Annotated in this window: 10 protein-coding genes; 9 read left to right on the top strand and 1 reads right to left on the bottom strand. The window is 34.0% G+C overall.

From position 1 onward, the window contains the following. Positions 1-11: 11 nt before the first annotated feature. Positions 12-692, bottom strand: a complete 681-nt coding sequence (locus tag G466_RS0117385) for a ParA family protein (protein WP_026814779.1) — start codon at positions 690-692, stop codon at positions 12-14. A gap of 930 nt (positions 693-1,622) precedes the next feature. Between G466_RS0117385 and mobC the strand changes: the two genes are divergently transcribed. From mobC to G466_RS24750, 9 genes are all read left to right on the top strand, one after another. Next, positions 1,623-2,006, top strand: coding sequence for a plasmid mobilization relaxosome protein MobC (gene mobC / locus G466_RS0117380; protein ID WP_157373970.1), 384 nt, complete (start codon positions 1,623-1,625; stop codon positions 2,004-2,006). 2 nt (positions 2,007-2,008) lie between these two features. Then, the gene (locus G466_RS0117375; RefSeq protein ID WP_026814777.1) at positions 2,009-4,303 is read left to right on the top strand and encodes a relaxase/mobilization nuclease domain-containing protein; all 2,295 of its coding nucleotides are present in this window, start codon (positions 2,009-2,011) and stop codon (positions 4,301-4,303) included. 165 nt (positions 4,304-4,468) lie between these two features. Then, entirely contained in the window at positions 4,469-5,554 is a 1,086-nt protein-coding gene (locus tag G466_RS0117370) for a Fic family protein (RefSeq protein WP_026814776.1), read from the top strand. A 258-nt stretch (positions 5,555-5,812) separates the two neighbouring features. Beyond that, positions 5,813-8,989, top strand: coding sequence for an Eco57I restriction-modification methylase domain-containing protein (locus G466_RS24535; RefSeq protein WP_026814775.1), 3,177 nt, complete (start codon positions 5,813-5,815; stop codon positions 8,987-8,989). A gap of 2 nt (positions 8,990-8,991) precedes the next feature. Beyond that, the gene (locus G466_RS0117360; protein ID WP_026814774.1) at positions 8,992-10,128 is read left to right on the top strand and encodes a DUF3800 domain-containing protein; all 1,137 of its coding nucleotides are present in this window, start codon (positions 8,992-8,994) and stop codon (positions 10,126-10,128) included. A gap of 47 nt (positions 10,129-10,175) precedes the next feature. Then, on the top strand, positions 10,176-11,198 hold the full coding sequence (locus G466_RS0117355) for a DUF3800 domain-containing protein (protein ID WP_026814773.1): 1,023 nt from the start codon (positions 10,176-10,178) through the stop codon (positions 11,196-11,198). 7 nt (positions 11,199-11,205) lie between these two features. Then, entirely contained in the window at positions 11,206-11,793 is a 588-nt protein-coding gene (locus G466_RS0117350) for a hypothetical protein (protein ID WP_026814772.1), read from the top strand. 663 nt (positions 11,794-12,456) lie between these two features. Then, positions 12,457-13,692: an ApeA N-terminal domain 1-containing protein gene (locus G466_RS0117340; RefSeq protein WP_026814770.1), complete on the top strand. Its 1,236-nt coding sequence runs from the start codon at positions 12,457-12,459 to the stop codon at positions 13,690-13,692. A gap of 1,084 nt (positions 13,693-14,776) precedes the next feature. Next, positions 14,777-14,890 (top strand): helix-turn-helix domain-containing protein (locus tag G466_RS24750; protein ID WP_157373839.1); only part of this gene is annotated, 114 nt, incomplete at its 3' end.

Here is a 14,890-nt window from a genome sequence, read left to right as displayed (position 1 = left end):
AATCTAGTTTATTAATTTGATAACTGTTCTACTTCTTCGAAGAATCTTTTGATATCCAACTCACCGTCTTCCTTGTTTTCGGGAATAGGGTAGAGCGTGTTCCGATATTGTTCCTTGTAAATGGTCCTGTCCTTGACCACACTTTGCATCATGGGGATACCGGCTTGTTCGAATTGTTGGCGGAGTAGTGAAAACTTGTTTTTTCTCACCAATTTGTATTTGTTGAAAAATAAGTTGACACTTTTTAGTACGCGCTCCTCATTGTCTAGAAAGTTGTTCTTTAAGGTAAAATAGAAATTAGAGGTGCTGTCTATCTCCAGTTCGTCGTGGCTAAAGGGGATGAAAATATGCTCTACATATAAAAGACCCTTGACCATTTCTACGTTGAGACTTCCCGGTAGATCAAGAATGATATAATCTATTAGACCGTAATATTTCATAATTGTATCTTGGAGGGATTCCACTGTTACCCGTTCGATGGGATAAAGCTCCAACTCCTTGATTTCTGAAGGCTCTAAAAGATTAAGTTCACGTTGTCTCTTTTTATAGATTGAATACTGTGGATTGTCCCCATCAAGGAGCACCACCTTTTTCCCTTTTGCATAATGAAAATTGGAAGCAAGGATAAGGTTTAAAGTTGTTTTTCCGATACCACCCTTTTCACCGACGATACTAATTATTTTTGTTTCCATAACGCAAATGTTATTACATCGTTTCATTCATATCTTAGGATATGAATATAGATCTAGGGACATATGTACATATAAATATATTTGAATATGCACCTATACCTATATTTAAATATATGTATATAATTGTTTAATACACAGGTTTTTATAATAAATATTTTAAGACAAGACCACATGATATGATATCAAAACAGGTAGGTACAGCGGGAGGTTCCATATGGTTTATGCATTGGTTTTTGATGTGGAATTTCTGGCATTTCAATTAATTATGAAAGGAAGAAAATTATATATTTTGTACTGCTATTTATGATTTTAGTTACCCTTATTTTTTCGTCAATTTTGTCTTTTCTGTTATTCAGTTCGATAATGAATGAGATTTACTCACTAAGTGAGATTTATATGCTCCGACCCTTGGGTCGATTTGTAATCGGTATTTTCCTTTTGATGCCTCATGGGCTTGTCCAGAGGTAATTGACTAAAATGGTGGTTTCTATACTATTCCAAATCCCTGCGGAAGTCGACAAAACCTTCCACTCTAATCCTCCCCATGCGGACTCGCTTCGCCGGTCCGCTCGGGATGTCTTTCCGTTCCAGTTTTCCTCGACCTCCTCGGGACCGCGCAAAAGCACAAACGGCAAAAGGGCCGCTTGAGCTTTTTTCTCCCTACCTACAATAAAAGGATTATTTCTATAATTTATTTGATGGATATTTTTATAATATCAGACCAGATGGTGTGTTTGTCTGTACCCATTTGACATCATGTGGTTTGATATGGTTTAGGTATGTAAGTTACTGTAAATTAAGCTTTTGTAATGTGTTTTGATTCTTTATATTTAACTATAATTATCCGTTTTTGACGGATAGCAAGTTATGTTTTAAGTAACTTAAAACCCCTACTTCTACGAAGTGAAAAAAGATAAATCAAGGCAGAAAATGGCAATCAAGAAAGGCGGGAGAAAACGTTTGGGAAACAGGAAACGGGAGTATACCATAATGCTTCGTTTCAATGGAACGGAATTGGAAAAAGTAAAGGCCATTTTGCAGTCTTATAATCTTGATTATCATAAACGGGGAACTGTTGGACCTTTCCTAAGAAAGCTTATCCTTAACCGGAAAACGATAAAAGAGAATCGGATTCCCGAAAGTATTTCGAACCTGAATTACCAATTGAACAAAATAGGCACTAACATCAACCAACTTGTCAAAGTGGCGAACTACAAGAATATGCGCAGCCCAAATTCAAACCTGGAACAGGAGATGCAAAAGGCCAATGAACTTATGCTCGAACTAATTGAAACCATAAACACCAAAGATTAAAAATGATAGCAAGAATACTTTATCGGAACAATGTACAGGGAGTATTGAACTATGTTTTGGGCAAGTCTGGTAATACCATACTCGGCTTCCAAAACACCTATTCGGATACCGATACCAATACTAAGTTTTTCGGAAGGGTCCTTCATTATCTGGGTAATCGCCATGATTCTAAAAAGCGGTATGTTCATGCCACCCTCAATCTTCCCCGTGGTGAACAATTGGACAACAAAGATTTTTTTGAACTGTCTAAAGCATATATGAAACACATGGGCTATGGCGAGCAGCCCTATATCGTGGTTCGTCATCATGATACTAAGCACGAACATGTCCATATCGTTTCGACTACTATCAAAGAAGATTGCCTGCAGATAAACCTGTCCAATGATTTTAGAAGGAATGTGGCCACTCAGAAATACTTGGAAAAGCAGTTCGGTCTTTCTCCATCACCTGACACACGACAGGGCAAGGATCTCCCGGTATATCGGAGCCCTCAATTCAAGAATGAGGACATCAGCGGGGTCAGGTTCTATATCCAAGACATCATAAACAACACCTTGCAGAAGTACAAGGTGCGAAGCTTCAAAGAACTATCTGAACTACTGAGACCGTACCACATTCAATTAAAGACGGTGGACCACAGCGGTAGGATCGGAGTATCGTTTGGCATAGAAGTAGAAGACGGTTACAGATCACGATTTATCAACGGTTCTATAGTTCATCCACAATTGTCCGGACCAAAACTGCAAAAGGTCTTTGAGCGGAACAAGCGTTCCAAATTATTGCCAATGGTTCATAAGCGTTTGGAAAAGCAGATAATGACGACATTTAAACTGTTAGAGAGCATACATTATGAAAATCTGCCTGATATACTAAAATCGTATCAGAATCTGGATTGTGAATTGGTATACGATAAGGAAATGCAACCAGAGGATATGATCATCTATGACAAATCGGGATTTATATTTAGGGCTTCGGAAATAAGTTCGAAATTAAATCTCGCAAACCATCCACTGCTAACCAATTCCGGAAATGAGAAAACAAGTATCGAAGTTGATGGCAAACAATTTAATCTTGAAGTACAAAAACTAATAAAAAACGCTTTTTATAAATCTTACTTGGATGCCCATAAACGTGATACTCTGCTATCGGAATTTGTAATGATCAAAAGCTTTAAAGAGGTGTTGCCTTATTTGGCGAGTTCAGAATCATATTCTTTTCTAAACCATTACTCGACCAAAAATGGTGGGAGTCGGTTATTGAATTTTGTACAAAGTGAATTTGAAAGGACACGTACCATATTGGGTATATCGGAAGCGAATAAAGAGCTCAAAACACTGGAGAACAGGGTTTCTATTTTAAAAAAGGCATTGGAAGCTAATGTATTCGATAATTCTGGGAACAAAAGTACTTTATTTCATTTGTTGCAGGGTTTGGGCCTCAAATATGACAATGGTAAAATTTCTTATATCAACTCCAATATCCATTACGTTAAGATGTTCATGGATAATTATCATATTCCAAATGAGAATGAAGCCTACATATCCTTTGGGAGTATCAACCAAAATGAAAGAGTATTGACATTTTTAATGGAAGTAAAGGGGAGCAAGGGTACGGATTTAAGCGCTACTGCTTTTTTCCTTCCTATGTTACTCCCCCAACTATATAGCTCAATGACTTCGGATTATCGAAAGCAGTTTGAAGAACATAGCTTAAAGGCATACCTCCGTAATGCGGAACGGCTTCATCTATCCTACGAAAAGTCCCCAAGGGATTATATACAACTGTTCAACGCCAAGGGGTTTTATTTTGAGCAAATAAAAGATAAAATTTATATCAGCTCGATATACTCTAAACATAGGGTTAGAAGTTCGTTAGGGTCCAAAGCTCAGGCCTATCTTAAATCGATCAAGAGTTTGGATACGGTATTGAACGATCAATCCAAAACCATATCCAATATTATAGACAAGGGTAGGGGAGAGCTCAAAAACTTATGGCTTTCTTATTTGATAGAAAAAGAATTATATGGTAAAGCTGCTTTCATAATGGTCTATGATACATTACGTCCTAATTTGGATAAGGACGTTTTGGAATACCATTATGAAAAGGGATTACGGGAACAATTGCTTGAGGTATCCAAACAAAAGTTGAATTCACAACGGGCAACGTTGCTGCGTAGGAGTGCCTATGCTGTCAGTTCTCTTTTGGGTGGTAATTATTATAAAGAGGAAGAAGTATTTAATGGTTTTAAAGACGAGCTTACAGGTAATTCTAAAGGAAATGGAATTTATTTTTCCTGAATAATTGATATTGGATATCGTAGCAATGATAATTCAGAAGGCGAGAATAGATTAATCTTAATAATGAACAAGAGTAGGTTTTACCCTTGTAGCACGAACAAAGGTAATTTTTTGTTATATTTACTCTCGTTAACTATGCGTAAGCAATTATTACCCTTATACAGAATGACAAAATTTAATAGAAATAGGCCATACAATAGCCTACCGTTATTGCCACCAAAATCAACTTTGGAAACTACTAAGGTGTTACGTAAGACCATTGACGCCAGTAGGGCATTAGCACAACTAAATGGTATGCTAACCAATTTGCCTAACCCAACGCTGTTTTTGGACACCATACATTTACAGGAAGCAAAAGCGAGTTCCGAAATAGAGAATATAATTACTACCAATGATGACTTGTACAAATCTATAGTTGCGGACAAAAAGTTTGATAACCCTGCAACAAAAGAGGTGATAAGCTATAAAGAAGCACTTTGGAATGGTTTGCGTGATATAGAAAAACGCCCATTTCTAAGTACCAATCTGTGCATTGAAATTGTACAAAGCATTAAAAAGAATACAGCAGGCATTAGAACAACGCCAGGAACTGCTTTAAAAAATGCTACTGGTGAAACCATCTACACACCCCCAGAAGGTGAAAAAGTGATAAGAGAGAAACTAGCAAACCTAGAAACCTTTATAAATGGTGAAGATGCATTAGATCCATTAATTAAAATGGCTTTAATGCATTATCAATTTGAAGCAATACACCCCTTTAACGATGGTAATGGTAGAACAGGACGTATTTTATTGTTACTCTACCTAAAACTTAAAAAATTGTTGGATACACCTGCCATTTATTTAAGCGAGTATATTATAAAAAACAAGGCCGATTATTACAACAAACTACGTGAGGTTACCGAAAATAATGCATGGGAATCGTGGATATTGTATATGCTTGAAATGGTGGAGTATACCGCTAAAAAAGGATTGCAGCGATTAAAGGATGTAACCGATTTAATGCAATTAATGGCAACAGAAATAAAAGAAACCTTACCAAAAGTATATACTAAAGAGCTTGTGGAAATATTATTTAAATTGCCATATACAAAAAGGCAATTTTTAATTGATGCTAAATTGGGGACACCCAAAACTGTTGGTAATTATCTAATCGCCTTAGAGGAAGCTGGGTTTTTAACATCTGAAAAAGTAGGTAAAGAAAAATTATATCTTAACCATAGATTAATGGCTCTTTTAGAAGTATCATGAGTGTCTAATTTTGGTTTAGGAAATAAAATATAAAAGTGAATTGTATAATTTAATAAAACCTAATTTTTGATGATCACATCAAAACTTTGACCTAAGGGAAATGTTGAGAGTCGTAACATTTAGAATAATCCATAATGGTTGGAAGTATTGAGGCAAATAAAATTTTGTTAAAAAAACCAGAAGCATATTGGTGTCTAGAGTATTAATGCTCAATAAGTTTTACTAAGTTAGAGGTTTATTAATTTTCTATAATAGTTCATGGCATTATTTCAGACCTCAGTTTTAATAAACTACCTTGCTCAACAGGAAAACTCAAAGGTAGAAAAAGCTTATAAAGCATACTCTAAATATTTTTTGAATTTAGAAATTCAGGAGAATATTCGTAGGAGTAATGAAGAACAATTTCAAGCTACTTTTCTAATAGAATTGTTTGTTAATGTATTGGGTTACACCATCAATCCCAGTCCCAATTACAATCTTACCACTGAATACAAGAATGAGAAAAACAATCGTAAGGCAGATGGAGCAATACTAAGTAAGGGAGCAACACTTGCTGTCGTAGAACTTAAAGGTACCAGAACTAAGGACCTAGAAAGCATCCGTCGCCAGGCCTTTGATTATAAGGCAAACCATAAAGGATGTGTGTATGTGATTACCTCTAATTTTGAAAAGTTACGTTTTTACATCAATGATGCCACCGAGTTTGAAGAGTTTGATTTGTTTACCCTTTCGGAAGACAGATTTAAACTACTGTATTTGTGTTTGCATATTGATAGTGTACTCAATAATACGCCACTAAAAATAAAGGAAGCATCTGTTGTTAAAGAGGAGGAGATAACTAAAGCATTCTACAAGGATTATTCAATATTTAAGCGGGAACTATTTAGGGACCTCGTTAAAAGAAATGCTAGAACCGTAAAAGAGAAGTTAAGTGAAACCAATCTATTAGAAAACCAGGAGTATATCGCTCGGCTTGAAAAAAATGTGAAACTAACCCTATTCCAAAAATCTCAAAAATTAATTGACCGCTTCTTATTTATTTTCTTTGCAGAGGATAGAATGTTATTGCCCTACAATTCAACCCATCAAATATTAGACAAATGGAAAGCTGATTGGGATTTTGGTGATGAGCGCCCGCTTTATGATTTGTTCAAACAATATTTTCAATTTTTAGATACCGGTAGAAAAGGAACACAGAGCCGGGCTGAGATATATGCTTATAACGGTGGGTTGTTTAAACCAGATCCTATTCTTGATGCATTGGAAATTGATAATGACCTATTGTATAAATACACGCTTTCATTATCCAATTATGATTTTGAAAGTCAAGTTGATGTTAATATTCTTGGGCATATTTTTGAAAATTCCCTTAATGAGATTGAAAGTGTAAATGCCGAAATTGAAGGCGGTGAGTTTGACAAGCAAACCAGTAAACGGAAAAAAGATGGTGTTTACTATACCCCTAAATACATAACCAAATATATTGTTGAAAACACGGTCGGCAAACTATGTTTAGAAAAGAAAACTGAACTGGGATTTCATGAAGAAGAATATTTCAAGGGACGGAAAAATCGAAATAAAACAACTATTACAAATCTCGTTAATATCCTCGATGAATATCGTGATTGGTTATTACATCTTACTATTTGTGATCCTGCCTGCGGTTCAGGCGCGTTTTTAAACCAAGCACTAGATTTTCTAATTAAAGAACATACCTATATCGATGAGCTAAAAACCAAAATATTAGGTGGTGGATTACAATTTCCCGACATAGAAAACACCATTTTGGAAAATAATATTTATGGTGTTGACCTGAACGAGGAAAGTGTGGAAATAGCCAAACTTTCCCTATGGTTACGTACAGCCCAACCACGAAGAAAACTGAACGACTTAAGCAGCAATGTCAAATGTGGAAACAGTCTCATCGACGATAAAAAGGTGGTTGGAAACAAAGCATTTAAATGGGAGGCTGAGTTTCCTCATGTTTTTGAGAAAGGTGGTTTTGATGTGGTGATTGGGAATCCACCTTATGTACGTGCAGATGCCCCTGGTAATGACCCGAAATTAAGAGATTTTCTATTGAATAATTCAAAATTCAGAACATTATCTGGAAAATGGGATCTTTATATCCCTTTCATTGAGCTATCTCATTTGATTACATCTTCCAAAGGAATAATTTCTCTAATAATTCCCGACGCATATTGTCATTCTGAATATGCCAAGTCATCGCTAAACGCTTATACTGAAAATAATTCTCTCTTTGCAATTGACTATTTCCCAGAGATAAATGTCTTTCCCAACGTGGGCGTTCATAGTGTTATAGTTACCTATATAAAAAATAAGGCTTCTATAAATTACTATAAAAATATTCATAATACGAATAAAGAGGTATCAACAGTTAGGCATGAAAAATACCCAATAAGTTTTCGATATGATTTTAAAAAGTCGTTTTTAACCAATGCGAACCTGATAGATATTTCTGATTTGTTTTATATATCAAAAGGAATAGTAGGAAATAGTGATGAGAAAAAATTTAAAGGTGAGTTCAAAGTTGGAGATTTAATTTCCAAGGATCAAAATGAAATTAATTGTCGATTGTATTATGAAGGCAAAAATATATCAAAATGGGTTTTGGATGAGGAACGATTTATAGAATATAACACAGAAAGGTCTCCAAGAAAATGGAGTAGAAAAGGGTTTACAGAATTATTTACAACCCGGAAAATCGTTACTATGCGGAGTCCAGGGCAAAACCCAAGATCTTTTATTGATGACAACAAAGGATTTTTTAATGAAAGTGCTATTGGTTTCGTACGTTGGTGTGATTTAAAGGATGTAGAAAACAATTCTATATCACAGCAATATGGATGTGACCGGAAAAAAAAGGAAATTATTTCCAAAAAGTACAGTCTTGAAGAATGCCTAGCATATTTCAACTCTACATTATTCCAGTACGAGCTTAACGCAAATAGAAGAAGTAATATTCATATTTACCCAGATGACTGGCGTAAACTAAAGTTGCCGAAAATAAACTGTAATAGGCTTAAAGAATTTGCAATAGATACCATTAGTTTTTCATCGTTGTTTCATAAAATATCAACTTCATTTTTGAAATATCTTATTTCAAAATACAAATTGGAAAAAACATCTAGAAAGCTTGAAGAGTGGCACGAACTATCCTTCGGAGATTTCATCAAAGAGTTAAACAAAGCCATCAAAACAACTAATAAATTAAGAACGAAAGAAGATCTAGCATTTATTCCTGAATTGACCAAAAAAGATGAGTTCGAATGGATGGATCTTTTTGAGGAGAACAAGAAAAAAGCACAAGAACTAAAAACGGAAATCGCCTCAACAGAAAAGGAAATAGATAAGTTGGTTTATGAACTATATGGATTAACGGAGGAGGAGATTGGGATTGTTGAAAATAGTTAGGAATGGAAGAGAAAGTATATATTTATGGCGACGAATTCGGAACAAGTTCTATGAACTTACAAGCACAAAATGAAGTTTCTCATTTTGTGTATTCAGCAATTGTTGTTTCAGAAAGCAATCTTGATAAGGCTTATGAGGTAAGAGATTATATTTCAAAGAATTTCTTTCAAGGTCAACGTATAAGGTCTAAATCAAGGGCAATTAAGAATATTGACAAACGCCTTAAAGCGCTTCAATATTTAAGCAATAATCTCGATTTTAAAATATATACTGTTATTGTTGATAAATCAAAAATTAAAAGTGAAGGACTGCAAATAAAAGAAATATTCTATAAATACTTTCAAAAAATATTTACTTCTAATATTATTTCAGACTATCAGATTTTTGAAATCTATGTGGATGAACTCATTTCTGAACAATACAAAAATGAAATGTACGCATACCTAAACAATCGTTTAAGCATTCAATCATTATTTAGTAATTATAGGATGGTAGACGATAAGAACGAAGTTCTGGTTCAATTAGCCGATTTAGTGGCTGGTTCATTAGGTAGAGTATTTGCACATTCACATTATGTTAAAGAAGCATCAGAGATTGTTGATGTCTTAATAGGGAAAATGACGCCGCCAGAATATTTTCCGTACCGTTACCAAGTACCTGTAAAGACTAAATCTATCGATAGTTCCTCTGAACTAGTAACTCGATTTGTAATTCAAGATGCTATGAACTACATAAATCAAAGACCGAAAGCAGACGCAAAGATAGATTTATTGAAATTTCTTTATTTCTGTTTTAAAATAGACCCAAATCAATTTGTCGATGTTCACTCTATTCAAGGAAGTTTATCTAGGCTTCATAGAAATATTACAGTAGAGCAAATAAGGGTGTTAATAAGAGATTTGAGATACGATGGTATTTTGGTGGTTACAGCGGCTGGACGCAGCGGTTACAAGCTTGCAAAAAATGAAAGTGATATAAGCGCATATTTTAATCACTATTTAAATTATGTTAAACCAATGCTTCGTAAAATGGAAGTAGCAAATAACAAATTAAAAAAATTGGACGTCGATAATAATTTAATGGACAGCCAAGAATTTCTTCTGCTCAAACAGCTAATTAGTGTAAGTGAAAAGTTTTAAAAATGAATAAAATTTACTTTGATGAAGCAGGAAACACTGGGTAAGATATGCTAAACAAGGATCAGAAGGTTTTTGTTTTGGCTTCTGTAAATTATGATATTAGTTCCCAAGAGGAAATAAAATCAATGTTCGATTTGGGTTATGAAATCCATTTTAAGCAATTGAAAAATAGTTCTGCTGGGCGTAAAAGGATTTTATCATTTTTAAATAGTTCTTGGATAAATGAAGAACACATAATTATATATTATGTTAATAAGGAATTTGCTACTTGCGGTAACATAGTCGATTTACTTATAGAAACTGTTTTTCATCATAAGGGTTATGACTTATACATACATGGTCGGCATATTGCCTACACGAACTGGATATTTTACCTTGGTAACCTCTATTGGAATAAAAATCTATTCAAAAATTTTTTCGAAGCTTTTGTCGCGATGATTAGAAATAAAGATGCTGTATCAATTAATAATTCCTACACTATTACTGAAGAATTGTATAGTCAAATTGATGAAAAAGAAATTCTTGATCCAGTTAGAAAAAGTAAAAATCATATTCAAGAAGTTTTAAGCGTTGTAGATCGTTTTTCTATAGACGTTACCTTTTCTACTTTTTTAGTGCTGTGTGATAAATGGGCAAAACAAATTGGAAGTAAAATTGATGTAAGATTTGACCAGTCAAAACAAATTGAGCATTATAGTAGATACATCGAAAAGACACTTGAATTAGTTCCAAAGACAAGCAAGACAACAGAAATTGGATATGATAACCGCACTATGAGCTTCCATCATCAAATCTCATCTGTTAAATTAGTAAACTCTACTGATGAAATGGGCGTTCAATGCGCTGATTTAATAGCCAGTGCAATTGCCTTTGCCTACAATAATGAAGAAGGTAAAATGGAAAAATTTTTAAAACAAATTAAAGTAAGCAAATTATTTCAATTGTCAAATGCACAAAGTCTTTGGCCTACGGATGATGTTTCGCCTAAAGCATTAGGTTTGGAGAAAGGAGAAGGTATTAATCCTCTTGATTTTTTAATTCACAATTTTCCGCAAGCTTTCAAAGATTAATATTGCAATGTCAAAATCAAACCCAAGGATAAAACTTCAAAAGTTTTGGCCAGCAAATTTCTTGCCTGACGAAACTCGGGAATTTAATGAAATAACGGAAAACTTTCCTGCTATGCTCGCAAAGCTAACAAATAAGTCAAAAGTTATTAGTATTTATGAGAACTTTGGTGAAGTAGGAGTTGGTAAGGCGACATCTCGCAAATCCTTGACGCCCTTAATTCCTGCATTAAAGCTATCAGAAGATTTTAAGGGAATTTATCTCTTTTGGTTAAATGATGAACCATTTTACACTGGAATATCTCGTGGTGTCATTAAACGTATTCATCAACATATAAAAGGATCAAATCACTTCTCATCTTCCTTAAGTTATACAATGGGAAAAGAATTTCATAATGAGATAGAAGGAATTGAGCATATTGGCACCAGGAAAGAATTAGATTTTGATAAGTTTTCAGGGCCATTCAAAAAGATATTGAGAGAAGAATGCCAAATTTCAATGCTACCCATAAAAGGCTCAACACAACTCTACCTATTTGAAGTATATGTAGCAGTACAACTAAAGCTACATTATTACAATAGATTTAAAACCCATTAATGATTGTCAAGAATGACGCAGAGATTAAATAATTTGATGATTATATACGAGATGAAGAAACACAGTTTGAAAAACATCTTGGTAATTCATTAGAACGTTATAAAAAATTTGAAAGAGATTTAGCTCACTGTAATGTTGATTGACCATCACAGTATTACGATCATATACGTATTGGAATTTACGAAGAAATGTGGAAAATAGAAAGTAATTACAAACTATTTTTCAGACAGCCGCAAATCATACATTTACACTCTTTCGATGAAAACAAATTAAGAAATGGCTGTGACACATTTGCAGAATTAAAGAACACACCTTATAAAATAATAAATCTTAACAGCAGTAGTGATATGGATAAAACCAAAAAATATATTGTTGAGTCAATGATGATAGATATAAAACAGCCATGACTTGAATGGTCGTTATTTCAGGATTAAAGGAATATCATAGTATATCACATTTCAGAATCGAGTGTTAAAAATGCTAAATATTCTCTTTACATAAGATTCATAAAAGACGATTTGAATTAAGAGAAAGAAAGCATTGTAAACCCGATGATACTCGTCCAAGGTGGTTTGAAATTAGGCTTAAAGAAAAATCTTTCCTACTTGAGATTACAAGTAATATGGAGAATTTATTAGTGAACATAGGTAAGCAAGAAAAAAAATGAAAAAGGATCAAAAATATTATGGGGAAGTATGGTTTGCAGGCGAGGAGAGTATTAAGCAATTTGCTGTACTCTCTTACAAAGATGATGATCTTCTATTGGAAACAAATCTATGTGCTCCAAGTACAGTTTATAAGCAACCCCAAATTTTGGGTGTTTTTACTGGTTTAGGATATATAACATTTATCGACTGCCGTATTCAACTTTCGTCATCGGGTATGGTCGAGACGCGCATATATAGTCCCAAATATTCGTTTGTAGGTGCAAATCATTTCGTAGATGCTGTTAACACCAAGATCTCTGAATTTTCTGTTATTAATGATGCAATTGTGGAATGGGTAAATCATTATACGTGGTATGATCATTTAGATGATAAGCTACTTTATGAAAAATTTGAAGACTTGTATTTAATTGATGATATAGGATTGGAAATTACCATAAGTCATTATCTAAATTTTCATTCTAAAAGAACAGAACTACATATCAAAAATTATGGGTCAATTCTATTTAAAAAAGACGAGCCCGTTGATATTTTAGAAGCGATTAGTATTTATGATCAATTTCAAAAAATATTACAGCTTCTTTTTGGAAGATCTGCCAAATTTGAAAGGTTCAGTTTTAAATGTCTATCCTGTGAAGAGTGGCAGCAGGTGTATTATAATGATAAAAGGTTGACAAAATCAACGAACGCCTTTGTTCATACAAATTATAAAAAAGTAAAATTTGACCTAAATAAAATATTAAATGCTGTATATCTCAATAATTCATTTCAATTCTGTTTAGATAAATTGATGGAGAATTTTATAACCACGCATTCGAGCCATAATAAAAGATTTACTAACAGTATTACTTCCTTTGAAGCATTCGGGAAATTATATTCTGGTCATAAATCAAACAATCTATCTAAATTTATAAAACATTACAAAACGGTATTTGTATTAGTTGGCAAATTCAAAGATGAAGAATGGAAGTTATTTCCAAGCAAAGTTGTGCGCTCAAGAGATTATCACGTACATAGCAATACTGCCAACAAGAACGTTTACAGTGAGTTTGAATTGCTATACATAAGCTTCCTATTTGATTTTGTAATTGGTTATCTACTCTTGGAAACTCTTGAAGTATCAAATGATTTACTTCAAAAATTTATAGTGCACGGTAATAGCGCTTTTATAGATATGAAAAGAACAAATGAAATTTTAGGGAGAAATTCTTTACTTAATATAGGTACAAACTAAAATTCCCAAAAATTAATAACTTTTATATCAAAAAAAATACCCAATGCTATATGAAACTAAGTGTTGACACTATAACTAACTTATTGTCAGTTGATATGGCGAAGAAAGAGGGATTGAAATTGAGTGTTTCGGTTCGTTTTGTGCCAGTGTTATGGGTGGTTTTTGCTAACCATATCTGTTCAAATTGTGACGTTTTTCGCGGAGCGTTGAACTTGTAACGGTGCTATTTGTGCCACGTTGAAAGATCAAGTAATATCTTGTCGAAAAATCGTGATAAGATATGGCCAGTACAATTGACTTAAAACATATCATAATCTTGTACTTGGACGGGTTTAGCAGTCGTAAGATTGGATCCACTGAGAATATTTTCCGTAATAGGGCAAACATTAATAAGAAATTTTTTAGAGAATTGAATATTCCTTTAGAGAATTGCTCGCCTTTTATAATCCGCGTATGGAGGCACTCTTTCTTCCATATTCCACGATTAATGGTGAGTGGCACCAATAATGAACATATGTTTTATTTTGAATGGTCAACATCACCGGAATATCTACTTCCCCACTACTGCATATAGGCACCTGTTGGTTAGAGGCGTCATATATTAAAATTAGAGCATCCTCATTGATTTATTTCAAAAATTGTATTTTGTAGATGGTTTTGATTTTACCCTATTCAAAGTAGTAAACTAATAAGAAGGGCCACTAGTTATTTGAATACGAAATAGATAATTTAATTAACTGAGCAGGGGCCTACCTAACCAACTAAAAGATCAACTTATGAAAAAAGTGATAAAACAAGATGTGGTCACTTACCATGAATTCTTAGAAGCATTAGCTGTGGTGAAGGCGTTTAGGAGGCAAATTGGATATACTGGAGCATGCTGACCCCTCTAAAGCCTAATCAATAAGTAACTGCCGTTCTGGCGGATGCTGACCCCCCTTTGAAAAATAAGATAGCTAGATTTTTAAATTATTCTGGAGCATGTTGACCCCTCTGGATGATTTATTTGGGAGCATGCTGACCCCCCTAGCTATTTTCTTTCTGGTTTTGGTTTATTTGATGAATACCATCAAAAAGATAACCAATGGCCGGAAAATCAAAACCAATGAGTCAAGTAAAACAAATACTTCGCCTGCACTGCCAGGGAAAAGGATTTAAAACCATTGCCAGGACCCTGTCGGTGAGTAAAAACACCGTG

Source organism: Arenibacter certesii DSM 19833, assembly GCF_000429545.1.
GTDB classification, from domain to species: Bacteria; Bacteroidota; Bacteroidia; order Flavobacteriales; family Flavobacteriaceae; genus Arenibacter; species Arenibacter certesii.
Note: the sequence above shows the minus strand (reverse complement) of the source record. Positions and strands in the feature narration are given on the sequence as shown.